The following is a 24,779-nucleotide window of genomic DNA, read 5'->3' as shown; positions in this document are numbered from 1 at the left end:
TATCACATACAGCCATTGGCCGTATCATGAAACAATGGTATTGCTGATTCTCACCAGCAGGTGTACGCGCCATCTACAGAAATGGCCGTTCCCGTTGTGAAGGTGGATGCATCGCTTGCGAGGTACAGAACCACGCCTTGCAGCTCATCCGGAGTCCCCGGGCGTTTCATGGGCGACATTGCCATCCATGTATCAACCCACTCGCCTCCGTCCGCAAAAATCTTTTTCGTCATTTCCGTCTGCATATAGCCGGGGCAAATTGCATTGACCCGGATATTGTAAGGCGCCCATTCGCACGCCAGGCTTTTCGTAAGATGGATTACCCCCGCTTTGGATGCGTTGTAGGAAGCCTGCGGCTGCGGTGTGTTGACAATCAGCCCGGACATAGACGCCGTATTAATAATGTTGCCAAATCCCTGCTTGATCATCGCGCGGCCTGCCGCCTGTGCGCCGAAGAATACGCCGTTGAGGTTGACGCCTATTACCGCGAGCCATTCCTCCGGTTTTACATCTTCCGCTGGAATATGTTTTACAATCCCGGCATTGTTTACCATAACGTCAATTTTACCGAATGTGTTTACCGTATATTCTACCAATTTCCGGTTATCTTCCGGGGAGGTAACATCGCACTGAACCGCTTCCGCGCGCACGCCATAGGTTTTGGCAATTTCCTTCGCCGTTTCGGCAGCCAGATCCGTATTGATTTCAGCAATTACAATATCGGAACCCGCGGATGCAAGCGCTTCCGCCATTGCCTGCCCAAGACCTTGCGCAGCGCCCGTGATAACACTGGCTTTTCCCTTCATTGAAAACCTGTCCATGACGTTCATTAATAAACCCTCCGAATTTTTCAGATTCCCTGTCTGCGCAGACCCTGCCCGGAAAAGCGTATATAGCGGCGGTTCTTCCTTCGCTCCCTGGCGATACGATTACCGCTCCTTTGCCCCGCAACCTTTACGGGAGACAATGTGTCCGGTTGTTCAGATGTCGCTGCAAACAAGACGCACCGGGCGCACGGCCCTTTTGCTTCTGGTATCAGTATGCAGTTTGTTGTTCTTTGATTTCTCTATCTATACTTTTGACTATACTTTTAAGAATCCTGAATTTCTACATCTTCAACGCCCATTTGGGCGTTTTTTTTATGCCTTTTCTCCCGTACGCAAAAGTATACTATAAAATACTATAAAAATTTAAATGCTTATTTATCATCGAACGGCCATTCATATTGGAACGTTCCATTCGTTTTATTGGTTGTATTCTATCACACGGTTTTTTCAAAAGCAATAACTTTTTTCAAAATTTCCAAATTTTTTTGGAACGTTCAAAAAAATGATTGACAAGCACCGCTTTGCCTTGCTAAAATGAAAGAAATTTTAAGAGTTTTGTTCTAAATTATCATTTTTATGTGAAAATGTTATTTAACAGAAAACGTTTAAGCTCTCTCTTAAAGAAAGATAAAATCGACGAGGTGAAAACAATGAGTGAACAAAGAGTTGCAATTATAACAGGCGGAACGCGCGGCATGGGCAAGAGTATGAGTCTGGCGCTCGCCGAAAGGGGCGATATCGTGGTCGCGGTTTACCGCTCCAACGAACAGAGCGCGCTGGAAGTAAAGGAGGAGCTACAGAAACTTTCCCCGCAATCGGACGTCATTCAGGGCGACGTCAGCAAAAAAGCGGACGTTGACAGGATCGTGAAAACGGTGGGCGATCGGTTCGGGCGGATCGATATCCTTGTCAATAACGCGGGAATTTTCGATTTTGCCTTTCTTGAAGATATGACCGAAGACGACCTCGACCGTTATATGAGCATCAATTTCAAAAGCCAGTTTTTGATGACGCAAGCCGTCATCCCCTATATGAAGAAAAACAAATACGGCAGAATTGTCAACGCTTCTTCTATTTCCGCGACGCTTGCGGACGTAGGGCTTGTGGGCTATGGCTGCAGCAAGGCCGCCGTCAATATGTTTACCAAGATTATGGCAGGGGAACTTGCACCGTATGACATTACCGTAAACGCCTACGCGCCGGGCATCATCCACACGGATATGACGGACGGCATGATTCGTGAGCGCGGCGACGTCCAAGTGAAGCAGATTGCTTTGAAACGCTTTGGTACCGGCGAAGAAGCGGCAGCGCTCGTCGCTTTCCTTTCTTCCCCTGAAGCAGGCTATGTGACGGGGGAAATTATCGGCGTAGACGGCGGATTTTTCAAAGTACAGAATCCTTACCGCGCACACGAATATGCGGAAACCGGAAAATAATTCTACTGTAAAAAACACGGCAGGAAATCAAACGGCAAAGGCCCCGCTGAATGACGGGGCCTTTGCCGTTTTGATAGAAGATTCCTTTTCCTGTTCATGCCAGGCGGCTTGAAAGCTGCCCCGGCATGAATTTTTATTTATCTTTATTATAGTCTTTGACCGCTTCGAACATGGCCAAAATATTCTCTGTCGGCGTAGGCGCCTGAATATTATGGATCGAATTGAACACAAATCCGCCGCCCGGCGCAAAGATTTTCAGCCGTTCCGCGACTTCGTCATATACTTCGTCCGGCGTGCCGAACGGCAGCGTTTTCTGCGTATCCACACCGCCGCCCCAGAATACAAATTTGTCGCCGTATTTCTCTTTAAGCATATGCGGATCCATCCCTTCCGCCGAGCACTGCACCGGGTTCAGAATATCGATTCCTGCCTCTGCGAGGTCGTCCAGCAGATTAACAATGGAGCCGCACGTATGGTACATCACCTTCCAGTTCGTATTTTCATGGATCCATTTGTTGACCTTAACATGATACGGTTTATAGAATTCCCGATACATATCCGGCGAAATAAATTCCGTACGCTGCGTGCCGAAATCCGTACCGCTGACCTGGATAACCTGCGGCATATCGCCCAGTGCCTCTTTTAGCTTCGCATAGGATTTAAGCGCTTCCTCCACAAGGTAATCATAAACGTCATGCACATATTCCGGCTCCGTATAGTGCGCGACGAGCCATTCTTCCATGCTGCGGATACCTTTTGTCTCTTTCTGGCCCGCACCCGGAATTGCCGCCGCATCCCCGGGGCCGCACATGAAATTGCCAATGTTGATGCCATAGCCTGTATGGTTGTAATAATATTCCGTGCGCTCCCGGATCGATTCCACCACTGCATCCGTCATGCAGGCGAAATCATTTTTAAAATCTTCGCGGCCATTCAGGTTCTCATGGCTGATATCGCCCTGGCGCACGATGTTGTCAAAATAATAGCCGTCTGCGGGCATTTTAGCGCTCGGCGGTACGGACCGGTCGCCCTGCGGATAGACATAGGTGTTTCCCTCTTCGTCCATCGTGGTTTCAAATCCTTCCCCCACCAGGACGTCTACGCCCCGCACCTGCCACGGAATCCAGTTTTCATTCTTGTTTCCATAGCACGTATACGGCGTGCTTATGCCGACTACATCGACCCCCAGCGCTTCAAGGACGTCGTCTTCCACCAGCCCCAGGACCTGCATGGGTTCGTAAACCTTCACCAGCCGCTTTTCCAGCCCGAGCGCATCGCGCAGGCGCGAAAGCGCCACCGCCGAAATTCCCGTTACCAGCGAGCTGCCAAGATCCACAACCACCTTGCCCGGATCCTCGTGATTCAATGTTTTGACCAGTCTTTGTCTTGATGTGTCCGCCATTGTTTTTTCCTCCCCGTTTGTTTGGTTTGCCACATATTTATCTTTTCCCGTTCCACCCGGTAAAAAGTTCATAACCTGCATCCATGATATTATCCTTTACGCGAATATCGATACGCGTAAAAAGTTTTTCCCGTTTTGGCTTTGTCCCAAAGGCCAAATATTCATACAGGATCTTTACCGGCAGGTAGCCCTGCAAAAATGGATCCTGCGCAATCGTATAATCGGCAACGCCATCCTTCACGTGCTGTATGGTCTCCGGCAGCGTGTCATAACATGCAAGCCGTATATCCGCCGCTTTTCCGGAAGCCGCAAGTGCCGCGCCCGCACCCGCCTGGCCGCCGCCCGTCACACAAATGCCCGCAAGATCGCATTGCGTTTCCACAAGCCACTTTACAAGACTGTACGCGCGCCCGTCCGATTCATGGGTCTCATACAATTCCGGCAGCACCGTATTGCCGCCCTGTTCCCGGAGCGCCTGCCGGAAGCCTTCTGCGCGCTCCAAGTGCGCCAGCATATGTTTGCTTCCCACAAGCACCGCAACCGTTCCCTCCCGCCGGATCATCTTCCCCATCAATGTGCCGGAGGCACGACCCGCGGCAATGTGATCCTGCCCGATAAAGCAAAGGCGCCTGGTGTCTGTGAGGTCTGAGTTATAGGTAATCACCGGAATTTTCTCCGCGATTTTGTTGACAGCCTGCCGTACAACCGGATCGTCCACGGCCGTCATGATAATTCCATTCACGTTTTCACTTTCAAGCTGCGCAAGCTGTTCGGCCTGCCGTACGGCCGTCAATTCCGTCTCTTCCATCCGCCTGATGGCGACTCCATACGGAGCATAAACCTCTTCCGCTTCACACAGCCCTTTGGCAGCATCTTCATAGAACCTGTTTCCCGCGGGAATCAAAACGCCGAACGTCATGGGAGTCTGCGCCGTTTTAAGCGCCTTGGCTACAGTATTGGGCCGGTAGCCTGTCTCCCGCATCACTTGCTCGATCCTTGCCTTGACTTCCGGGTTGACATCGCCCCGGCCATGGATTGCACGATCCACCGTTCCACGCGACACGCCCACCATCTGTGCGATTTGCTTGATCGTTACGCCCAAAACGTCCTTCCTCCACGACTCTTGTTGTAAACATTCATCCATCTACCGTGCTCGAGCACGGTTCCGTTAAAAATAATATACTCCGTACCGTTTCGTTTGTCAAGATATTTCCGCGAAAAAAAATGGCGCATTTGCGCCGATGCAAAAATGCGTCCTCAAGCTCCGTCAAGGCTGCGTATTTCATTAAACGGAAAGATAACGGCCATTGCATGCCCTACAATCTGGTCATGGCGGATCGGCCCTACTATACGGCTGTCCATAGAATTGGCCCGGTTATCCCCCATTACGAACACAGTGTCTTCGGGTACGACCACCGGTTCCATATCCGCATATGGCTGTGTGCTGATATATTCTTCATCCAACGCTTCGCCGTTGATGTAAACCGTACTGTCACGAACCTCCACCGTTTCTCCGGGCAGCCCGATCACACGCTTTACATAATTGTTATTTGTGCCGTCTGAATAATGTACGATAATGATATCCCCGCGCTCCGGAAGGCCCATATACCGGCTGACCTTTTCCACCGCAAGCCGTTCGTCCGTATGCAGCGTAGGCTGCATGGAGGGGCCGTCCACCAGTATAATTTCAAATAAAAACGCACGTACCAAAAACGCAACGGCAACCGCGATTCCAATTGCGAGCACCCAGCCCCATATATTTTTGGCTTTTTCTTCCTGCTTCTTTGCCACTCTTGTCCCGGTTTCCGTCATATATCCTGCTTGCCTTCTTTATGTGTTTTTTGCCATATGCCTGATTATACCACAGAATCATGTTTCCAGCATGAACAATTTGTAAAAACCGCCGGGAAGCCTCCGCTCCCGGCGGTTTGAAATTCAGGCTGATATGTTTATTCTACAGTCACGCTTTTCGCCAGATTCCTCGGCTTATCTACATCGCATCCTTTTTGCACGGACATATAGTAAGCAAAAATCTGCATTGGAATAATGGAAGTAATCGTCGCCTCAAAATCTATGGCGTCGGGGATGGTAACGATTTTGTCCGCCACGTCCTTGACCAAATCTTTATATTTTTCCTGCGTCACCACCATCACAACCGCGCCCCGCGACGTGACCTCTTTTACATTGCTTAAGGCTTTTTCAATGAGATCGCCCTGCGTCAGCACCGCGACAACCAGCGTTCCTTCCTCCACGAGCGCAATGGTCCCATGCTTAAGCTCTCCGCCTGCATACGCTTCCGAATGGATGTAGCTGATTTCCTTCAGTTTCAGCGATCCTTCCATCGCCATCGCATAATCGAGGCCCCTGCCAATATAAAATACGCTGTGTTCCGTGAAATGCTCGTAAGCAAACTTTTGCAGCAGTTCTTTGTTTTGGATCACTTTTTCCGCATTCTCCGGCACTTTTTGCAGCTCTGCGACGTATGCGTGATATTCATCCTGCGTAATTCCACCCTTGGCGTACGCCAGCTTGAGCGCAAACATATAAAGCGCCATGAGCTGCGTAGTATACGCCTTGGTTGAGGCAACCGCAATTTCCAGCCCCGCGCGCGTATACAGTACTTTATCCGCTTCACGCGCAATGGTGGAGCCCACGACATTGGCAATTGCCAGTACGGATGCCCCCTTGCTTTTTGCTTCGCGCAGCGCAGCGATCGTATCTGCCGTTTCACCCGACTGGCTGACCACAATCACAAAGTTGTCCTGATTGATAATGGGATTTTTATACCGGAATTCGGAAGCGATTTCCACTTCCACCGGCACACGTGCAAAACGCTCGATAATATACTTGCCCACATACGACGCATGGTATGCGGTGCCGCACGCAATGACCGTTATTTTCTTGATCCCCGCGAGCATGGCGTCGTCTATTCCGATTTCGTCAAAATTGATCTCTCCGTCTTTCACACGCGGATTCAGCGTTTCCGCAAGCGCGCGCGGCTGTTCTTCAATTTCCTTGAGCATAAAATGCGGATAGCCTGCTTTTTCCGCCTGGGAAACATCCCACTCCACAGTGAAGACTTCGCGTGAAGTGGGATTGAGAACCTCATCATAGAGGCAGACGCTGTCTTGCTTTACCACCGCAATTTCGCCATTATTCAGGAAGTACACATTGCGTGTATATTCAAGCAGCGCAGGAATATCCGACGCAATCAAATTTTCATTTTTACCAACCCCTACGACAAGCGGACTGTCTTTCCGGACCGCGACAATCTCATTTGGAAAACGTTCGCAGACCACGCCGATCGCATAACTTCCTTTGAGTTTTGAAATCGCCTGGGCCACCGCCTCCTTGAGGTCGTCCACCAAATAGTAATTGATTAGATGGGCGATGATTTCCGTATCCGTTTCGGAAACAAAGGAAATCCCCTTCTTTGTAAGCCATTCCCGCAGCTGGAGATAGTTTTCGATGATTCCGTTATGCACGATGGCAAGGTCCCCCGCCGCATTTACATGAGGATGTGCATTGAGCTGGTTGGGTTCCCCATGCGTGGCCCAGCGCGTATGCCCAATGCCAATGGTATGCTCCGCGCATTTGTCCGCCACCATTTTTTCAAGCTCGGCAAGCTTGCCTTTTTCTTTGTAAATCGTCATTTTCCCGTTATCAAGATACGCAATTCCCGCACTGTCGTATCCGCGGTATTCCAGCTTCTGCAAGCCGCCGATCAGAACCGGAATGACATTTTTATCTCCGATATATCCTACAATTCCACACATAATACCTCTCCTGATTTCCTGTTGACCGGAGTCAATATCTTTCAATATCTATTTTATTATATCTTATTTCCATACAAAAATAAATAAAAATAAGGAGCGCAGTCCCTTACGCTCCTTTAAGCGGGGCCAAAAGCCCTGAGAAAATTTTTAAACGGTACCTTATGCATATACGTCCGCCAACCTACGCTGTAAAACCGCTGCGGCAAGGCCGAACAACCCTTTTGATGTACGAAAAGAGCGCCACATATATGCTCTTTTACACCATATTTTACCGCAGCCGTTTCTCGATCAGTTTTGCCACGGCCACAGCCTGCTTGGTGATTGCTTCTTTGTCTTTCCCTTCGATCATAACGCGCACCAGAGGTTCCGTACCCGAAGTGCGAATCAGCACCCTTCCTTCGCCATGGAAATCCTGTTCCAATTGTTTGATGGCCGCAAGAATTTCGCTGTCTTTCTCATAATCATGCTTTTTCTCATCGCTTACCAAAGCATTCACGAGCACCTGCGGATACGTGCTGACCGGGCGCGCGAGGCGCGCAAGCGGTTTATCCGCCCGCTTCATCACAGACATCAGCTGCACGCCGGAAAGGATACCGTCGCCCGTCGTATTATGATCGAGAAAAATGATGTGCCCCGATTGTTCGCCGCCAAAATTATAACCGCTTGCCAGCATTTCCTCGAGTACGTAACGGTCTCCCACATCCGTGCGCAGGAGATTGATTCCATTCTCTTTCAGGGTGGCTTCCGTCCCCATGTTGCTCATAACGGTGGCAACCACCGTATCTTTTTTAAGGACGCCGCGCTTTTTCATATCCATTGCGCAGATCGCCATAATCTTATCCCCGTCGACAATACCGCCATGCTCGTCCACTGCGATCAGCCGGTCCGCATCGCCGTCAAAGGCAAGGCCCACATCCGCGCCAAGCTCGGATACCAGCCGGCACAGCTGGTCCGGATGGGTAGAACCACAATTTTCATTGATATTTGTACCGTCCGGCATATTATAGTAAGGAATAACCTCAGCGCCGAGAAGCTTAAAAATCCATGGCGCAACCTCGCTTGCCGCCCCGTTGGCGCAGTCGAGAACCACTTTCATTCCGTCAAGGCGGACATCCGTCGTTTCCACCACAAAATCCATATAATCCTGCGCGGCTTTTTTGAGGCGAACCCGTCTGCCGATATTTTTACCTGTGGGCTGCGGTACGGTTTCCGAATGGTTCATGATAATATTTTCGATGCGGTCTTCAATCTCGTCCGCAAGTTTATACCCGCTGGAATTGAAAAATTTGATCCCATTATACTCCACGGTATTATGCGACGCGGAGATCACCACGCCTGCATCATATCCCGAATGGCGGGTCAGGTACGCGATTGCCGAAGTTGGCAGCGTGCACGCCACCACCGCTTCCGCTCCCGCGGAACAAATGCCCGCTACAAGCGCAGACTCGAGCATATCGCCCGAACCCCGCGTGTCTTTTCCAATCAAAATCCGTGCCTTGTGCAATTCGTTGGTCAGGCAATATGCGCCTGCACGTCCCAAATCGTATGCCAGTTTGGACGTGAGCTTTTCGTTCGCAATGCCGCGCACCCCGTCCGTACCGAATAATCGTGCCATAATATACCCCTTTGATTCTACTTGAAAATTCTATTGCTCCTGCGCCTTTGCCGCCTGCAGGACGCAGTCTATCCCAAGGCTGTTATCCGCCGCCATCGCGCCGTCCGCAACCGCCGTAACAATCTGCCGCATCCGCTTTGTGCGGATATCCCCCGCGCAGGAGACTCCCGGCAAGTTTGTTTTGCAGGATTCATCCGCCTTGATAAAACCTGCTTCATCAGTCTCAACCTGGTCCTTCACCAAATCCGATTTTGGCGTCTGTCCTACCGCGATAAAAATGCCGGCAACCGCAAGGTCCTTCGTTTTTCCAGTATTCACATCCTTTACCGTCAGGCTTTCCACCGTGTTTTCCCCGTTGATCGACTCCGGCGTATGGGAGAGCACAAATTCTATATTCGGCAGTTTCGCGGCCGCATCTACCATTCCCTTCATTGCACGGAATTGATCCCGCCGGTGGACGACATAAACTTTGCTGCAAAACTTCGCAAGGTACAGCGCATCTTCCACCGCCGTATTCCCTCCGCCGACCACGGCGACATCCCGCCCCCGGAAAAAGGCTCCGTCGCATGTTGCACAATAGGAAACACCCGCCCCGATGAGCGCGTCTTCGCCTTTCACGCCAAGCTTTCTGGGCGAAGCGCCCATCGCAAGGATAACCGCTTTTGCCTGGTACGTATTTTTTGTGGTCGTGATCTTTTTCACCGGCTCCTGAAGCTCGAATTTTGTAATTTCTTCCGTGATGATCTCCGCGCCCAAATTTTGCGCCTGCAGCTTCATGCTGTGCGCAAGCGCCGCGCCGGTTACCTCGTTTTCAAAACCGGGATAATTGTCAATAATATGGCTGATCGCCATTTGACCGCCGGCAAACGCGCGCTCCAGCACCAGTGTATTGAGGCCGCCGCGGCACGCATAAATTGCCGCCGTAAGGCCCGCCGGGCCTGCACCCGCTATAATTACATCGTACGTCATAGGAAAATCCCCTTTTTATTCATGATACCTTACCAATAATACCATAGATGCCGTTTAAACACAAAACTTCAGCTTTTTTTGCTTACAGAAAACCTTCCGTTCAGTTTTTCAGCGAGAAATGCCTCGAGTGCCTTTGGATGAATCTCTCCCAACTGGTCTTTGGGGATCAAAAAGGCCTCTGTCTCGCTGATAAACAAATAAAACGCTTTTTGCGTTTCATATCCGCTGATGATTTTTTCATATGGAAATTCGGCGAGCGACTCCCTGTCTTCTTCGGGAATATATTCACGCACTTCCATTCGCTCCTCTGTGAAGATGTAGTTTTGCGGGCTTTCCACCGCTTCCTGCACCAGTTTATACTGCCGCTTCGGCTGCGATTTTGTCGCGGTAACAAGCGCGGAAACCAATGCCGCGCCAATTCCGATCAGCAGAATCAGCGGAATCAGGCCAAGCGCATTACCCATCAACGCCGCATTGCAGACGCAAAGCACCGCCAGTGCCGCAACGATCACAATAAGAACCGTCATGTATTTTACGAATCCGCTCCGGCTCCCATTTGCGCCCCGCTTTTCGAATAATGTAAACATCCAGTAATCCCGGAATACCTCATAGTTGGTTTTGGTTGTAAATTTAAATTTCTCCATCTTACCCTATGCCTCCGATCGTCTTGTCTATTCTACAACAATTTCCTGGAAAAAACTATGCAAATCACGGAAAAATCTCCCTGTCCCCCTGCCGCTTCCATCGTATATTCTTTCAGCATAGAAATTCCAAATCCCAACTGTAAAAAATCAGTTTTGAGGTTGTGTCTTCCGGCTTCCAAAAACACAATTTCTAAAAACAAAAAACCCGCCAACCATACGGGTTTGCGGGTTTTGTTGATATGTTTTTTAACGTTTGGAGAACTGCGGCGCCCTTCTTGCTGCTTTGAGGCCGTATTTCTTTCTTTCCTTCATCCTCGGGTCGCGCGTCAGGAACCCTGCGGATTTCAACGCGGGGCGGAGCTCCGGCTCCGCTTTGATCAGCGCACGGGCAATGCCATGGCGGATCGCACCTGCCTGGCCCGTATAACCGCCGCCTTTAACGGAAACAAATACATCGTATTTGCCTACCGTATCCGTTACGACGAATGGAGAACGCACGAGCATCTTCAGTGTTTCATAACCGAAAAACTCTTCCACATCCCTCTTGTTCACTGTGATATTGCCTGTGCCCGACATGATACGGACCCTGGCAATGGATTTTTTTCTTCTGCCTGTTCCCAGGAACTGTTCTTTCTTTGCCATTTAAACCTTCCCTCCCTCTTAAAGCTCTATTGCTTCGGGCTTCTGGGCCGCGTGGTTGTGCTCCGCGCCTCTGTATACGCGCAGTTTTTTGAGCATCTTCCTGCCCAGCTTATTTTTAGGAAGCATTCTTCTGACCGCTTCATACAGGGCAAATTCCGGTTTGTTTTCCATCAGGTCCCTGTATTTCGTGGTCTTCAGGCCGCCCGGATATCCCGAGTGTCTGTAATATAATTTCTGATCCAGTTTTTTACCCGTAAAAACGAGTTTATCCGCATTGATTACGATGACATAGTCTCCCGTGTCTACATGCGGCGTATATTCCGGCTTATTCTTTCCGTGAAGGATATTGGCAACTTTGCTTGCCAGTCTGCCGAATACCTGTCCCTCAGCATCGACAATATACCACTTCTGCTCTACTTCGCCGGGTTTCGCCATATATGTTTTCATTAGGCTTTCCTCCCATGGTATCTTCAATTTTATGTTCCGGGCGCAGCGTTTTCCTTTCCCGGGAGGTCCCAATTCCCAGTGCCGAAAGCCGCCGCTTTTGCGCGTGCACAGGGCTAATTGTGCATACAGGCGCATGAAATAGTTTACTGAAAATCCGCACGGTTGTCAAGCTTTTTCATGAAAAAAGCGGCCTCTGCGCCAATTTACAGGTCTTGTATGTTCATCTTATCGATCTCATCCTGCTTTTTCTGTTTCCGGTAAATGGCGACAAAGGTAATAAATTGGATCGCCGCGCCAATGAGGAACACAATGTTGAGAAACGCCATAACGCAGGACACAATGGGAATCACAAGCCCCCAAAGTCCAAATTTACGTACAATAAAGCCCTCTGCGACGCACATGACGGCAATGACCGCCACAACAAGCGCCAGAAGAAGTATGATCGAACCTGCCATTACCATTTGGTTTCACCCCTTTTGCTTTTTATATTCTGAGATCAGAAGTTTTGCCGTATCGAAATCCAGCTTGTCGTTTACCGCCATGCGCTTAATGAGCGCTACATACGGCTCTTCGGCATAATTGTCGCTGATAGTGATTTTCTGGATCAGCTTGTCGAGCCGCAGGCGCACTGTGGGGTAGGTGACGCCGTAGTGTTTTGCCATCTCTTTGAGGGATCCGGATGCGAGCACAAAATTTTTGATGAAGGATATATCTTCATCTTCAAGTGCCGCCATCCATTCCGGGATTATTTCAACTGCCATTCCGACCTCTCCTTTAATAATATTAAATATATCATTTAATATTATTAAAGTCAATGTTTCATTTTATCTTTTTTATTATTGATGCCGCCCTCGTAGCAAGACTGCCAGTTTGGCTAGCAGCTTGTTTGCACCGGCACTATTAAGGGCTGATGCTGGCCGTGCCTGACGGCGCATTGAAAAGGGCACTTCTTTTGCGGCCCTGCACTGCCGCCGTCGAAACGAAAATCTTGCCCTTTTCATCTTTCGCGTTAATCAGAATCAACTACCGGCGTTAATGTCAAGGGGGTTGTAGCAAAAGAAGAGATGCTCCCCCCTGCACAGCCGGGAACTTTTTCACACTAATGTTATATAAAAAAGCCCGCCGCCATCGAGGCAGCGAGCCGAACCGGTTCTGAAATTTCAGCTTACAAGCTTACAGTTCACTGTAATACAGCAGAATATCTTTATATTCGCCGTTTTTGGCCTGGAATCCTTCGCACACACGTCCGATTTGCCGGAAACCAATCTTTTCATACAAATGAATCGCGCCAATGTTGTCTTCCACAACGGCATTGAATTGGAGGATACGGAATCCAAGCTCCCGCGCCTGCGCCATGCAGTCGCGCACCAGTTGTTCGCCGATTCCCTTGCCCCTGCAATCCGAACTGACCGCAAAGGAAGCGTTGGCAATATGCGCGCAACGCCCAACGTTATTTGGATGCAAAATATAGAGGCCTACGAGCTTTCCCCCGTCTTCCGCTACACCACAGTAAGACTGGGAACCGAAAAATGCTTTTGCACCCGATTCACTGAGCATGTCCGCCTGTGGAAACGCCTCTCCTTCCTCAACAACCGCATTCCAAATATCCATCATGGCCGGAATGTCCTGTTCGGCGTACTTCCTGATTGTGACACCCATAAAATTTTACCTCATTACTTCAAATTATTAACACGGGATTTCCCCGTTATTACCGCACTGTTACCATCATACAATACTCCGGCGTTAACTTTCAATACGAATTGTGAAAAAATTCATAATATACTTCCATAAGAAACAACCCTTGTGCCTGCGCGGTCGCCCCGGCAAGCGTGCGGTCTTTCGCTTCAATGGCATTCCTCACGTCCTGTGGAGAAAGCTTTTCTTTTCCCACCGAGATGAGCGTGCCCGCAATAATGCGTACCATGTTATACAAAAAACCACTGCCTTTTACGTCGATCATAATGTAATCGCCGTCTTTTGTGACATCCACGGAATAAACCGTACGCACCGTCGTCCCCTTAAGGTCCGAGCCTGCCGCGCAAAACGCCGCGAAATCATGTTCTCCTTCAACCTGCTTCGCCGCCTGCCGCATCCTTTCCACATCGAGCGGCACGGGCACAAACATGGTATACAGCCGGTCTACCGCGCCTTTTTCCCGCGCATTCCGTATCACATAGCGGTAGTGCTTGCCCTTCGCCGAAAAACGCGCGTGAAAGCCCTCCGGCGCTGTGAAGGACTTTTTGATGCGGATATCGTCGGGCAGCAGCGTGTTCAGCACATAAAAAAACTTATCGGCCGGAATATCGGTATCCGCGTCGAAATGCGCCACCTGCCCAAGGGCATGGACACGTGCATCCGTGCGCCCCGCACCCACGACCGCCGTTTTCATGCCAAGCGCCTTTTCGAGCGCTTCCTCCAGCCGCTGCTGGACGCTGACGCCGTTCTTCTGGATCTGCCAGCCGCAATAATTTGTGCCGTCGTATTCAATGATGAGCGCAATCCTGCTCATAATTTACCTCCCACTACAGGAACACCATAAACAGAATGCTCACCGCAAGCATAAGGATCAGGGCCCAGACGTCCATCCGTTTGAGGTGCAGCACCTTCATACGTGTCCTTCCCTCGTCGCCGTGGTAACAGCGGCTTTCCATCGCGAGCGCAAGCTCGTCCGCGCGTTTGAACGCACCTACGAAAAGCGGCACGAGGAGGGGAATCATGTTCTTCGCCTTTTTGAGCAGATTTCCGCTGTCAAATTCCGCACCGCGCGCGGTCTGCGCCTTCATGATGCGGTCTGTCTCCTCTACCAGTGTGGGAATAAAGCGCATGGCAATGCTCATCATCATCGCCATCTCGTGTACGGGAAATTTGATTTTTTTCAATGGCGAAAGGAGGCTCTCCATGCCATCTGTTAATTGCATGGGGGATGTGGTAAGGGTCAGCAGGCTGGTCGCCACGATCAGCAGTACAAGCCTGATCGCAATGAACACCGCTTTTTCAATCCCTTCTTTAGAAATGGTAAGAAATCCCCATTGCCAATAAATAGTCTGTCCGCTGTAAAATAAAATATTCAGTACAAAGGTAAATATAATGATAAAAAGCAGCGGCCGGATACTCCTCAGGATTGTAACCGGCCCGATTTTCGCAAGCGCGATAATCAGGGTAAACAACAAGGCGAGCGCAAGAAAGCCCCACATCGTGCGAACCACGAATACGGCGACCAAAAAAAGGAGCGCCACCAGTATTTTGATGCGTGGGTCCAGTCTGTGGACGACCGTATCGCCCGGAAAGTACTGGCCCAATGTGATATTTTTCAGCATTTGCCATCCTCTTTATGCTTTAAGATTGCTGCAACGAGCTCATCCTTTTTGATGATATCGTCTGGAAGATTCCAGCCGCAGTTTTTCAACATAGCCGCCGCTTCGCGTGACTCGCTTGCCCCGAGGCCCACTTTTTTGAGCCTTCCAAGGTCTGCAAACACTTCTTTTGGCGTACCGTCCGCATAAATTTCGCCATGATCCATGGCAATAATCCGGGAAGCATAATCCGCAAGACCGTCCATATTATGTGAGATCATAATGATCGTGACCCCGCAATCGTTGAGCTTCCTGACGAGCTGCATAAATTGTTCGCGTCCGAGCGGGTCAAGCCCCGCAATCGGTTCGTCAAGGATCAGTATCTGCGGATCCATGGCAAGCACACCCGCGATCGCCACCTTGCGTTTTTGCCCGCCGGACAGGTCGAACGGCGAAAGGGACTTAATCTTTGCCGGTTCAAAACCCACGAGTTCAAGTGCGGTATCCACGTTTTTTTCCGCCTCAGCCTCCGTCATGCCCGCTTTCAAAGGCCCAAAGGCCACATCCTTGCCTACGGTTTCTTCAAACAACTGGTATTCGGGGTATTGGAACACCACGCCTACCGTACGGCGCAGCCGCTTACGGTCGTAACCGGAGGCGTTGATATCCTCTCCCTCCACCTCCACCGTACCCGAAGCAGGCTTCAAAAGACCTGCCATCAGTTGAATGAGCGTGGACTTTCCGCAGCCCGTATGGCCGATGATGCCTACAAATTCTCCGTCTGTAATGGTCAGGCTAACGTCTTTTAAGGCTTGTACCTCAAAGGGCGTTCCCGTCATGTAAAAATAGTTCAAGCTGTTTACGCTAAGCGGCATAATTCATCCACCAGTTCCTTAAGGGTGACAGGGCATAAACCGAGTTCCAGCCCTTTTTCTTTGAGATCATAGTAAACCTGTGTCGCAAGCGGCGGCAGCAGCCCCGCCTGTTCCAGTTTTTCTTTGTGGGAAAACACTTCGCGCGGCGTTCCCTCGTCCGTCACCACGCCGTCCGTCATGATAAATACGCGGTCCGCCTCCGAGGCTTCCTCCATATAGTGCGTAATGAGCACAATCGTCTTTCCTTCTTCTTTATTCAGGTAGCGGATTGTATCCATGACCTCCGCGCGGCCCTGCGGATCGAGCATGGCCGTCGGCTCATCAAATACGATGATATCCGGATGCATAGCAAGCACGCCCGCAATAGCGATACGCTGCTTCTGTCCGCCGGAGAGCATATGCGGCGCGCGTTTTTCAAATCCTTCCATGCCAACGGCCCGAAGCGCTTCCGTAACGCGGTCCCGCAACTGTTCCTGCGGCACACCGAGGTTTTCCGGACCGAATGCCACGTCTTCCTCCACCACCGTAGAAACGAGCTGGTTATCCGGGTTTTGGAATACCATGCCTGCATGGCTGCGGATGTCCCATACGTTTGTTTCGTCTGCCGTATCTAGCCCCACCACCGTAAGCGTTCCCTCCTGCGCACGCAAAAGCACATTGATATGTTTTGCAAACGTAGATTTCCCGCTTCCGTTATGCCCCAGCACAGCTATGAACTGCCCCTGCTCCACTGTGAGGGTAACGCCCCTGAGCGCGAGCTTGGGCTCCGTTCCCTCGATGGTCGGATATGCGTATTTTATATTTTGTGCGTCAATCACTTTATCCATTATTACATTCCCGCGGCTTCCCGCCTTTATGCCCCCTGCCGGAAACGGTTTTCCGCAAATTGGCCCCGCATGTTCAAAAAGCATCCCGGCGGCGCATGCAATCGTTTTTTCGCTCTTCTTCCGTATGAAAAAGCAGGTTGCCTACAAGACAGGGCGTGCAATCATTTCCCGTTCCCTTCTTATCCATAGGCAAAGACGCCGCTCAAAAGCTGCGCTTTGCAGCATCTTTCCTAATGAGCGAAAGAAGGAAACTTAATATGCTATTAAGTTTCCTCCCCAATTTCAATATAATGTTCCCCCGGCGTTTTTATACCAGCTCAAGGATCACGACCTCGGCCGCGTCACCGCGCCTCGGCCCCTTCTTTATGATGCGGGAATATCCGCCGCCCTGTCCTTTGTCTTTCGCGCGCTGTGCATACTTCGGCGCGATTTCACGGAACAATTTTTCCACAACGGGCATGTTGACATCCCCCGTGCGCTTTCTGTAATCGTATTTGCTTTCCTTTTCCAGCTTTGCTTCCGGAACGTTATACAAATAGGAAATGATCATGCGGCGCGCGGCCAGCTTTGCGGGCGAATCGTTTGTTACCTTGGTTTTCGTGCCGTCGATTGTTTTTTCGACTTCAACCGTGTTGTCATACTGGCGGATCGCCTTAGTGATCAGCTTTTCCGCAATCCTCTGCGTTTCTTTCGCACGCATCATTGTCGTTTCTATTTTGCCGTTCCAGATCAGCGACGTCACAAGCCCGCGAAGCATCGCTTTTCTCTGGTCGGAAGGCCTGCCTAATTTTCTCATAGCGTTTCTCCTTCGTACTTTTCGTTACTGCAATCAGTCGTCCTTGCGCAGCGAAAGCCCCAGCGCTTCCAGTTTTTGCTGCACTTCTTCGAGTGACTTTTTACCCAAATTGCGCACCTTCATCATTTCTTCTTCGTCGCGCATGATGAGTTCTTCTACCGTATTGATCCCCGCGCGTTTCAGGCAGTTGTACGAGCGCACCGAGAGATCCAGTTCCTCGATCGTGATTTCCAGTATTTTCTCTTTTTTATCTTCTTCTTTTTCGACCATGATTTCAACATCGCTTACGTGGTCCGTCAGGTTGATGAACTGCGCAAGATACTCGCTCATGATCTTTGCGGCAAGCGACGTCGCCTCGTCGGCGTTTACGCTGCCGTTCGTCCATACTTCAAGCGTCAGCTTGTCAAAGTCCGTAATCTGGCCGACACGCGTGTTTTCCACCGCGAAATTGACTTTTGTTACCGGCGTAAACAGGGAATCCATCGGGATTACGCCAATCGGCATATTCGGATCCTTGTTTTTATCCGCGAGCACATACCCTCTGCCTTTTTCAAGCACGATCTCCATGTAGAGATTGGCTGTCTTATCGAGCGTTGCGATGTGCAGGTCAGGATTGACAATCTCGACTTCCGAATCCGTCTCGATGTCTGCCGCCGTTACATCCTTAGGGCCTTTCGCGTTGACGATCAGCTTTTTGGGCTCGTCTGTGTGCATTTTTGCGCACAGTCCCTTCAAATTCAGCACGATATTGGTCACGTCTTCGTGAACGCCCTCGATGGTCGAAAACTCGTGCAAAACGCCGTCTATCTTTACGCTTGTTACTGCCACGCCGGGCAGGGAAGACATCAGTATCCGCCGAAGTGAATTCCCAAGCGTCGTGCCAAAGCCACGTTCCAAAGGTTCCATGACAAACTTGGCATACTTTTTGTCTTCACTCATGCTGACACATTCTATATTCGGTCTTTCGATTTCAAGCATATTTAACCTCCCTTATGGTAATGTTTACGCGCACGCATAACGCACGCACGCAACTGAAGGAGTTCCCATTATTTGGAATACAACTCGACGATGAGGTGCTCCTCGATCGTGAGGTCGATATCGTCCCTCTCCGGAAGTGCGGCAACCTTGCCCGTAAGCTCGGCAACGTCGAATTCCAGCCATTTCGGAACGCCTTTTCCACCTTCTTCTTTCAGCGTTTTGAAGTATTCCTGCGAAGCGGAACGCTGCGCTATTGTGATAACGTCGCCCGCATCCACCAGATAGGAAGGAATGTCTACCTTGTGGCCGTTGACCAAGACGTGACCATGCATCACGAGCTGGCGCGCCTGCGCACGGCTGTCGCCGATACCAAGGCGGAAGCACACATTATCAAGACGCCGCTCCAAGAGCTGGAGCAGGTTTTCGCCCGCTTTACCCTTCATTTTTGCTGCAATATCAAAATATTTTCTAAACTGGCTTTCCAGAATGCCATATGCGCGTTTTACCTTCTGTTTTTCACGAAGCTGCGTTCCATATTCGGACATCTTTCCGCGGCGGCCGGCTCCGTGCTGTCCGGGAGCATTCGGGCGCAGCGTGAAAGCGCATTTCTGAGAATAGCAGCGGTCACCCTTCAAAAAGAGCTTTGCGCCTTCCCGGCGGCACAAGCGGCAAACCGGTCCTGTATATCTTGCCATAATTTACGTACCTCCTTATACCCTTCTGCGTTTCGGCGGACGGCATCCGTTATGCGGAATCGGCGTCACATCCTTGATGAGCGTTACTTCAAGACCAGCCGTCTGCAATGCGCGGATCGCGGCCTCCCTGCCGGAGCCCGGTCCCTTTACGAACACTTCCACGAACTTGAGGCCGTGTTCCATTGCCGCTCTTGCAGCCGTTTCAGAAGCAACCTGCGCAGCGAAGGGTGTGCTCTTCCGTGAGCCGCGGAAGCCCATGGCTCCGGAACTCGACTGTGAAAGGGCATTTCCCTGCATATCGGTCATTGTTACAATCGTATTATTAAAGGAAGAACGAATATGCGCCTGGCCTTTTTCAATGTTCTTCTTTTCTCTGCGTCTTCTGGACACTTTTTTCTTAGGTGCAGCCATTATCTATTCCTCCTTATTTCTTTTTACCCGCAACTGTCCGCTTCGGGCCTTTACGCGTGCGTGCATTCTGCTTTGTGCTCTGCCCGCGGACAGGCAGACCTTTTCTATGACGGATGCCGCGATAGCAACCGATTTCCATCAGGCGTTTGATGTTGAGGGATACTTCCCTTCTTTTGTCACCTTCCACCTGAAGATTTTTGTCGATATAGTCCCTGATTTTGGAAAGGTCGTTCTCGTCGAGATCCTTCACTCTAATATCAGGGTTCACATTTGTCGCAGACAAAATCTGCTGAGACGTCTTGAGGCCAATACCATAAATGTATGTAAGCCCGATCTCAACGCGTTTGTCTCTGGGCAAGTCTACGCCAGCAATACGTGCCATACTTCTCTTTCCACCTCCGTGAATTTTAAGCGGGGTCGCCGCCGATATCTTTGTTTCCAAAAAGGATGACAGTTTAGTTATTATATCATATCATCCGCGTTATATAAAGCTTATACGTAATATTTGCGCCGCCCTGACGGCTTTTGCGCAAACCAGCCGCCCGTATAAACGTTATTTTCCTTAGCCCTGTTTCTGCTTATGCTTTACATTGGGGCAGATTACCATTACTTTCCCTTTTCTCTTGATGATTTTGCATTTTTCGCAAATGGGTTTTACCGATGGTCTTACTTTCATCTTAAAAGCCTCCTCTTTTCATTCGTATCTATCGCCACACACGTCACGCTTTGCCGCGCCACGTGATCCTGCCTCTGGTGAGGTCGTAGGGTGAGAGTTCTACCGTCACCTTGTCGCCGGGCAGTATACGAATATAATGCATACGCAACTTGCCTGAGATATGTGCCAGTACTTTGTGTCCGTTTTCAAGCTCTACTTCAAATGAAGCGTTGGGATACGTATCCGTAACGGTTCCTTCCACTTCGATTACGTCGCTCTTAGACAAATTTACTCCTCCTTTGCCTGCATCGTGTTCTTAAGCGCGCTCCGAAGCTCCGCGTCGAACACCTTTGTTCCCTGTTTCAGCTTATCCTGGATCCCTTCAAGGACAATTCCTGTAAATTCCAGGTGCTTCAGCTTCTTCTTTTTGGGCTTCCGCAACCGCCGAAGCGCCCCGTCTGCTATCAACACATAAGGTTCGCCCGGTAGCTCCACGATTAGGAACGGCCGCCCCTTGTCCCTGCCGGATTTACTGATTACAACCCGGCCTATTTCTACGGGGTAGTTACCCAATGTCTTCTCCCCTTTTACTGTTGATTCATCACGGAGCAGTCAATATCTCCGGTCCGTTTTCCGTGATTGCCACGGTGTTTTCGTAATGGGCCGCCAAACTTCCATCTGCTGTCTTTACAAGCCAGCCGTCGTCCATCCAGCGCACCGCATCTCCCCCAAGCGTTACCATCGGCTCGATCGCAAGAACCATCCCGACATCAAGCCGCGGATTCGGCCCGCGGAAAGAAAAGTTTGGAATTTCCGGGGATTCATGCATCTCCCGGCCAATGCCGTGGCCTACGAGCTCCCGCACAATGCCCATATCGTTCCTGAGAATGACTTCCTCGATTGCGCGGCTGATATCACGCAGGCGGTTGCCTGCACGCGCCTCGCGCATTCCCGCGAAGAAGCTTTCTCGCGTTACGTCGATCAGGAGCTGTTCGGTGGAGGTAATATCGCCTACGGCCACAGTACGCGCCATATCTGACTGCCATCCTCCGAGGATCGCGCCCATATCAATACTCAGGATATCCCCATCCCGCAGGATTTCCCGGTTGGAAGGGATTCCGTGTACCACGCCGTCGTTCACTGAAGTACAAATGCTGCCCGGGAAACCGTTATATCCCTTGAAGGAAGGGGTCGCCCCCGCGTCTCCCAGGTATTGTTCGACGATCCGGTCGAGCTGCATGGTTGTCACGCCCGGCTTTACGTGCGTAAGAACTTCCTGCATGCAGTTGTACAGCAGCCGCCCCGACTCGCGCATCAGCCCGATCTCGTGCGGCGTTTTGATATTAATCATACCTTTTTCAGCACTTCCACGATGTAGGCGGCTTCTTCTTCGATCGGCATTGTCCCGTCCACATTGGATACAAGCCCGCGTCTGGAATAAAACTCGATCAGCGGAGCCGTCTGGTCCTCGTAAACGCGAAACCGTTCGCGAACAGTCTGCTCATTGTCGTCTGCGCGCGTAATCAACGCGCCGCCGCACTTGTCGCATGCCTCGCCGCTATGGTTTTTCGTACTGTATACCGCGCCGCAATCCGGGCATACACGGCGCGCGAGCACACGGTCTACAATCACCTGCACATCTACCTCAAGGTTTACCACCGCGTCGATCGTTGCAATCGCGTCAAGCGCTTCTGCCTGCGCAACCGTACGCGGGAATCCATCGAGCAGTACGCCGCCTTTTGCATCGTCCGCTTTCATGCGCTCGCCCATCATGTCGATGATCACCTGATCCGGAACGAGAGCGCCTTTATCAATGTAAGACTTGGCCAGCTTTCCAAGCTCGCTGCCCGCCTTCATTTCAGCCCGCAGCATATCGCCCGTGGAAATATGCGCCAGATTCATTTCTTTGCCTACCCTTACCGCCATCGTGCCTTTGCCCGATCCGGGAGGGCCTAAGAAAATTACATTCATGGTAATTCCCTCTCTGCTCTTTCAGGAGCGTTTCTATCCAAGCGTACACAGTGCCGGCCAAAGACGGCACTGTGCGCGCCCACTCATCTTAATTGAGGAATCCTTTGTAATGCCTCATCATCATCTGTGACTCAAGCTGCTTTGTGGTTTCGAGCGCCACATTGACCATAATCAGCAGGCTCGTTGCGCCGAATACGCTTGCGACCCCTGTAAGGCCGGTAACAAGTGTCGGCACCGCCGCCACGACCGCAAGGAAGAGCGCTCCGAAAAGCGTAATCCGCGACAAAATTTTGGCCAGATAATCAGAGGTTGGTTTGCCGGGACGAATGCCCGGGATAAACCCGCCGTTTTGCTGCAGGTTCTTCGATACATCCACCGGATTGAAAGCAATCTGCGAATAGAAGTAAGAGAAGAACAGAATCAACAGCGCGTACACAACGGCATAAATCCATGTGTCCGGCCCGGCATATTGCAGGTACCACTGGTAAAATCCGCTTTCCGGCCAAAACTGGCCGATCATGCCCGGAAGCATAAGGATCGTTACCGCGAAAATCAGGGGCATAACGCCGCTCTGGTTGACTTTCATCGGAATATGTGTGGACTGTCCGCCATACATTTTCCGTCCCACGACACGTTTTGCATACTGTACCGGAATCCTGCGTTCGCCAAGATCGACAAACGTGATACCGAGAATGATGATAAACGCAAGGGCAATCACAATCAGGACAGACCAAAAGCTAATCGTACCCAGTTCTACCTTGGTGATAATGTCCTGGATCATCGCCGGTACGCGCGAAATGATGGAAATGAAGATCAGCAGGGAGATCCCGTTGCCAATTCCCTTCTCTGTAATACGTTCGCCAATCCACATGATGAGCGCCGTACCCGCGGTGAGGCATATGATGATTGTGATATAGTCAAACGGATTATCCGGATTCTGTACCGCCTGCGAACCAAATCCAAGCAAGATGCCGATCGCCTGTACAAGGCCAAGGATAACGCCGAGGTATCTTGTGATGGAAGCGATCTTCTTTCTTCCATCATCGCCTTCCTTCGCCATGCGTTCCAATTTCGGGATCGCCACGGTCAAAAGGTTCATGATGATGGATGCATTGATATACGGAACGATACCAAGCGCAAAAATCGTCATATTGCCGAGCGCACCGCCCGAAAACAGATTCAGAAAGCCAAGCACATCATAGTCTGCAACCTGATTTGCAATGAACTCTACATTCACGCCTGGAACCGGGATATACGCACCGATACGGTATACGAGAAGCATCAGCAGCGTAAACAGGATTTTTTTCCTGATGTCCGGCATTTTCCATGCGTTCGCAATGGTTTTAAACATTATACCACCTCAATGCTGCCGCCAGCGGCTGTAATCTTCTGCTCAGCCGTTTTTGTAAACTTCGCAGCTTTTACAGTAACTTTTTTCTTCAGTTCTCCGTTCCCGAGAATCTTCAGGCCGTCATATGCCTTTTTGATCATACCGGCGTCAATCAGCGTCTGAACGTCTACGCTTGCGCCGTCCTCGAGTTTCTCGAGGTCAGAAACGTTAATCGTTGCATATTCCTTCGCAAATATATTGGTGAAACCCCTCTTCGGCAAACGCCTTGCAAGCGGCATCTGGCCACCTTCAAACCCGGGACGGACACCGCCGCCGCTACGGGATTTCTGGCCTTTCTGGCCTCTTGCTGAAGTTTTGCCTACACCGGAGCCACATCCTCTGCCCACGCGTTTCGAGGACTTTCTGGCGCCCTCCGCAGGACCAAGTTCATGAAGTTTCATAAGCTCTCTCCTTCGTTATTTCGTCTCTTCAACCGACACCAGATGTTTTACCTTGAAAACCATCCCGCGAATCGGCGGATTGTCCGGCCGCTGTACCACTTGGCCGATCTTACGCAGTCCGAGCGCCTTTACGGTGTCTTTCTGATCCTGCGCGTAACCAATGGGGCTTTTGACAAGTTTAATATTCAGTTTCATAAGCCTTGGCCTCCCCTTTACTGTAATTGATCTACGCTGATTCCGCGCAGGCGTGCCACCTGCTCGGCGCTCCGCAGCTCGCGGAGGCCTTCGAGCGTAGCCTTCACGCAGTTGATCGGGTTATTTGAACCCTGCGATTTTGTTCTGATATCTTTGATGCCTGCCAGTTCCAGAACCGCACGCGCCGGGCCGCCCGCGATTACGCCGGTACCTTCGGAAGCGGGAAGCAGCAACACCCTGCCGCGCCCGAATTTGCCGATGACCTCGTGCGGAATGGACGTCCCTTTCAGCGCTACCGTAACGATGTCATGCTTCGCAGCCTGAACAGCCTTGCGGATCGCTTCCGGAATTTCAGCGGCTTTCCCCATGCCAACGCCTACGTGGCCATTTTCGTCTCCAACTACCACCAGCGCCGAGAAACGCATATTACGGCCGCCCTTTACGGTTTTCGCAACACGGTTGATCGAAACCAGCTTTTCTTTGTATTCGACTCCGCCTGCATCATTTGCTCTATCTCTCTGCAATGTTTCCGTA

The 24,779-nt window shown here is 50.8% G+C and carries 32 protein-coding genes; 1 reads left to right on the top strand and 31 read right to left on the bottom strand.

From position 1 onward, the window contains the following. Positions 1 to 50: 50 nt before the first annotated feature. Positions 51 to 830: a glucose 1-dehydrogenase gene (locus H8S18_RS09765; protein ID WP_186858124.1), complete on the bottom strand. Its 780-nt coding sequence runs from the start codon at positions 828 to 830 to the stop codon at positions 51 to 53. Between the two features lie 647 nt (positions 831 to 1,477). Here H8S18_RS09765 and H8S18_RS09760 point away from each other — a divergent pair. Beyond that, positions 1,478 to 2,263, top strand: coding sequence for an SDR family NAD(P)-dependent oxidoreductase (locus H8S18_RS09760; RefSeq protein ID WP_186858123.1), 786 nt, complete (start codon positions 1,478 to 1,480; stop codon positions 2,261 to 2,263). A gap of 133 nt (positions 2,264 to 2,396) precedes the next feature. On the opposite strand, the gene H8S18_RS09755 is transcribed toward H8S18_RS09760, so the two are convergent. From H8S18_RS09755 to rpsE, 30 genes are all read right to left on the bottom strand, one after another. Continuing rightward, positions 2,397 to 3,737 (bottom strand): uroporphyrinogen decarboxylase family protein, encoded by a 1,341-nt coding sequence (locus H8S18_RS09755; protein WP_243165121.1) that lies wholly within the window; start codon positions 3,735 to 3,737, stop codon positions 2,397 to 2,399. Then, positions 3,703 to 4,809, bottom strand: a complete 1,107-nt coding sequence (locus H8S18_RS09750) for a LacI family DNA-binding transcriptional regulator (RefSeq protein ID WP_186858122.1) — start codon at positions 4,807 to 4,809, stop codon at positions 3,703 to 3,705. Before H8S18_RS09750 ends, H8S18_RS09755 begins: the two co-directional genes overlap by 35 nt. Positions 4,810 to 4,922: 113 nt before the next feature. Next, positions 4,923 to 5,477, bottom strand: a complete 555-nt coding sequence (lepB, locus tag H8S18_RS09745) for a signal peptidase I (protein ID WP_186858121.1) — start codon at positions 5,475 to 5,477, stop codon at positions 4,923 to 4,925. Positions 5,478 to 5,614: 137 nt separating this feature from the next. Continuing rightward, the gene (gene glmS / locus H8S18_RS09740; RefSeq protein WP_186858120.1) at positions 5,615 to 7,441 is read right to left on the bottom strand and encodes a glutamine--fructose-6-phosphate transaminase (isomerizing); all 1,827 of its coding nucleotides are present in this window, start codon (positions 7,439 to 7,441) and stop codon (positions 5,615 to 5,617) included. 268 nt (positions 7,442 to 7,709) lie between these two features. Continuing rightward, complete coding sequence (gene glmM, locus H8S18_RS09735; RefSeq protein ID WP_186858119.1) at positions 7,710 to 9,056, bottom strand: phosphoglucosamine mutase; 1,347 nt, start codon at positions 9,054 to 9,056, stop codon at positions 7,710 to 7,712. 30 nt (positions 9,057 to 9,086) lie between these two features. Further along, positions 9,087 to 10,025, bottom strand: a complete 939-nt coding sequence (gene trxB, locus H8S18_RS09730) for a thioredoxin-disulfide reductase (protein WP_186858118.1) — start codon at positions 10,023 to 10,025, stop codon at positions 9,087 to 9,089. A gap of 68 nt (positions 10,026 to 10,093) precedes the next feature. Next, a complete protein-coding gene (locus H8S18_RS09725) occupies positions 10,094 to 10,669 on the bottom strand; it encodes a YcxB family protein (protein ID WP_186858117.1) in 576 nt (191 codons plus the stop codon). 246 nt (positions 10,670 to 10,915) lie between these two features. Continuing rightward, positions 10,916 to 11,311, bottom strand: a complete 396-nt coding sequence (rpsI, locus tag H8S18_RS09720) for a 30S ribosomal protein S9 (RefSeq protein WP_186858116.1) — start codon at positions 11,309 to 11,311, stop codon at positions 10,916 to 10,918. An 18-nt stretch (positions 11,312 to 11,329) separates the two neighbouring features. Beyond that, entirely contained in the window at positions 11,330 to 11,758 is a 429-nt protein-coding gene (rplM, locus tag H8S18_RS09715; RefSeq protein ID WP_186858115.1) for a 50S ribosomal protein L13, read from the bottom strand. A gap of 203 nt (positions 11,759 to 11,961) precedes the next feature. Next, positions 11,962 to 12,219, bottom strand: coding sequence for a hypothetical protein (locus H8S18_RS09710; protein ID WP_186858114.1), 258 nt, complete (start codon positions 12,217 to 12,219; stop codon positions 11,962 to 11,964). A gap of 6 nt (positions 12,220 to 12,225) precedes the next feature. After that, the gene (locus H8S18_RS09705; protein WP_186858113.1) at positions 12,226 to 12,519 is read right to left on the bottom strand and encodes a DUF2089 family protein; all 294 of its coding nucleotides are present in this window, start codon (positions 12,517 to 12,519) and stop codon (positions 12,226 to 12,228) included. Positions 12,520 to 12,931: 412 nt separating this feature from the next. Further along, positions 12,932 to 13,417 (bottom strand): GNAT family N-acetyltransferase, encoded by a 486-nt coding sequence (locus tag H8S18_RS09700; RefSeq protein WP_186858112.1) that lies wholly within the window; start codon positions 13,415 to 13,417, stop codon positions 12,932 to 12,934. 91 nt (positions 13,418 to 13,508) lie between these two features. After that, complete coding sequence (truA, locus tag H8S18_RS09695) at positions 13,509 to 14,267, bottom strand: tRNA pseudouridine(38-40) synthase TruA (RefSeq protein ID WP_186858111.1); 759 nt, start codon at positions 14,265 to 14,267, stop codon at positions 13,509 to 13,511. Between the two features lie 13 nt (positions 14,268 to 14,280). Further along, positions 14,281 to 15,075, bottom strand: coding sequence for an energy-coupling factor transporter transmembrane component T family protein (locus H8S18_RS09690; protein ID WP_186858110.1), 795 nt, complete (start codon positions 15,073 to 15,075; stop codon positions 14,281 to 14,283). Beyond that, a complete protein-coding gene (locus H8S18_RS09685; protein WP_186858109.1) occupies positions 15,069 to 15,926 on the bottom strand; it encodes an energy-coupling factor transporter ATPase in 858 nt (285 codons plus the stop codon). The genes H8S18_RS09690 and H8S18_RS09685 overlap by 7 nt, the downstream gene beginning before the upstream one ends. Then, positions 15,911 to 16,756: an energy-coupling factor transporter ATPase gene (locus H8S18_RS09680; RefSeq protein WP_407926966.1), complete on the bottom strand. Its 846-nt coding sequence runs from the start codon at positions 16,754 to 16,756 to the stop codon at positions 15,911 to 15,913. Before H8S18_RS09680 ends, H8S18_RS09685 begins: the two co-directional genes overlap by 16 nt. Positions 16,757 to 17,060: 304 nt before the next feature. After that, entirely contained in the window at positions 17,061 to 17,549 is a 489-nt protein-coding gene (rplQ, locus tag H8S18_RS09675) for a 50S ribosomal protein L17 (RefSeq protein ID WP_186858107.1), read from the bottom strand. A 33-nt stretch (positions 17,550 to 17,582) separates the two neighbouring features. Continuing rightward, the gene (locus H8S18_RS09670; RefSeq protein WP_186858106.1) at positions 17,583 to 18,527 is read right to left on the bottom strand and encodes a DNA-directed RNA polymerase subunit alpha; all 945 of its coding nucleotides are present in this window, start codon (positions 18,525 to 18,527) and stop codon (positions 17,583 to 17,585) included. Between the two features lie 68 nt (positions 18,528 to 18,595). Continuing rightward, on the bottom strand, positions 18,596 to 19,222 hold the full coding sequence (gene rpsD, locus H8S18_RS09665; RefSeq protein ID WP_186858105.1) for a 30S ribosomal protein S4: 627 nt from the start codon (positions 19,220 to 19,222) through the stop codon (positions 18,596 to 18,598). Between the two features lie 15 nt (positions 19,223 to 19,237). Beyond that, positions 19,238 to 19,633, bottom strand: a complete 396-nt coding sequence (gene rpsK, locus H8S18_RS09660) for a 30S ribosomal protein S11 (RefSeq protein WP_066522684.1) — start codon at positions 19,631 to 19,633, stop codon at positions 19,238 to 19,240. Positions 19,634 to 19,646: 13 nt separating this feature from the next. Next, entirely contained in the window at positions 19,647 to 20,015 is a 369-nt protein-coding gene (gene rpsM, locus H8S18_RS09655; protein ID WP_066522685.1) for a 30S ribosomal protein S13, read from the bottom strand. Between the two features lie 180 nt (positions 20,016 to 20,195). Next, the gene (gene rpmJ, locus H8S18_RS09650) at positions 20,196 to 20,309 is read right to left on the bottom strand and encodes a 50S ribosomal protein L36 (RefSeq protein ID WP_046444730.1); all 114 of its coding nucleotides are present in this window, start codon (positions 20,307 to 20,309) and stop codon (positions 20,196 to 20,198) included. Positions 20,310 to 20,352: 43 nt separating this feature from the next. Continuing rightward, positions 20,353 to 20,574, bottom strand: coding sequence for a translation initiation factor IF-1 (infA, locus tag H8S18_RS09645; protein ID WP_046444729.1), 222 nt, complete (start codon positions 20,572 to 20,574; stop codon positions 20,353 to 20,355). Positions 20,575 to 20,576: 2 nt separating this feature from the next. Further along, the gene (locus H8S18_RS09640) at positions 20,577 to 20,861 is read right to left on the bottom strand and encodes a KOW domain-containing RNA-binding protein (protein ID WP_186858104.1); all 285 of its coding nucleotides are present in this window, start codon (positions 20,859 to 20,861) and stop codon (positions 20,577 to 20,579) included. Positions 20,862 to 20,889: 28 nt separating this feature from the next. Next, positions 20,890 to 21,639: a type I methionyl aminopeptidase gene (map, locus tag H8S18_RS09635; RefSeq protein WP_186858103.1), complete on the bottom strand. Its 750-nt coding sequence runs from the start codon at positions 21,637 to 21,639 to the stop codon at positions 20,890 to 20,892. After that, a complete protein-coding gene (locus H8S18_RS09630) occupies positions 21,636 to 22,259 on the bottom strand; it encodes an adenylate kinase (protein WP_186858102.1) in 624 nt (207 codons plus the stop codon). The genes map and H8S18_RS09630 overlap by 4 nt, the downstream gene beginning before the upstream one ends. A gap of 88 nt (positions 22,260 to 22,347) precedes the next feature. Further along, positions 22,348 to 23,610, bottom strand: a complete 1,263-nt coding sequence (secY, locus tag H8S18_RS09625; RefSeq protein ID WP_186858101.1) for a preprotein translocase subunit SecY — start codon at positions 23,608 to 23,610, stop codon at positions 22,348 to 22,350. Beyond that, positions 23,610 to 24,050: a 50S ribosomal protein L15 gene (gene rplO / locus H8S18_RS09620; protein ID WP_186858100.1), complete on the bottom strand. Its 441-nt coding sequence runs from the start codon at positions 24,048 to 24,050 to the stop codon at positions 23,610 to 23,612. Before rplO ends, secY begins: the two co-directional genes overlap by 1 nt. Positions 24,051 to 24,065: 15 nt before the next feature. Further along, on the bottom strand, positions 24,066 to 24,245 hold the full coding sequence (rpmD, locus tag H8S18_RS09615) for a 50S ribosomal protein L30 (RefSeq protein ID WP_066686436.1): 180 nt from the start codon (positions 24,243 to 24,245) through the stop codon (positions 24,066 to 24,068). 17 nt (positions 24,246 to 24,262) lie between these two features. Continuing rightward, positions 24,263 to 24,769 carry a 30S ribosomal protein S5 gene (gene rpsE, locus H8S18_RS09610; RefSeq protein ID WP_186858099.1) on the bottom strand — a complete coding sequence of 169 codons (507 nt, stop codon included), beginning with the start codon at positions 24,767 to 24,769 and terminating at the stop codon, positions 24,263 to 24,265. Positions 24,770 to 24,779: the final 10 nt, after the last annotated feature.

Origin of the sequence: Christensenella tenuis (assembly GCF_014287795.1) — a bacterium.
GTDB classification, from domain to species: Bacteria; Bacillota; Clostridia; order Christensenellales; family Christensenellaceae; genus Christensenella; species Christensenella tenuis.
Note: the sequence above shows the minus strand (reverse complement) of the source record. Positions and strands in the feature narration are given on the sequence as shown.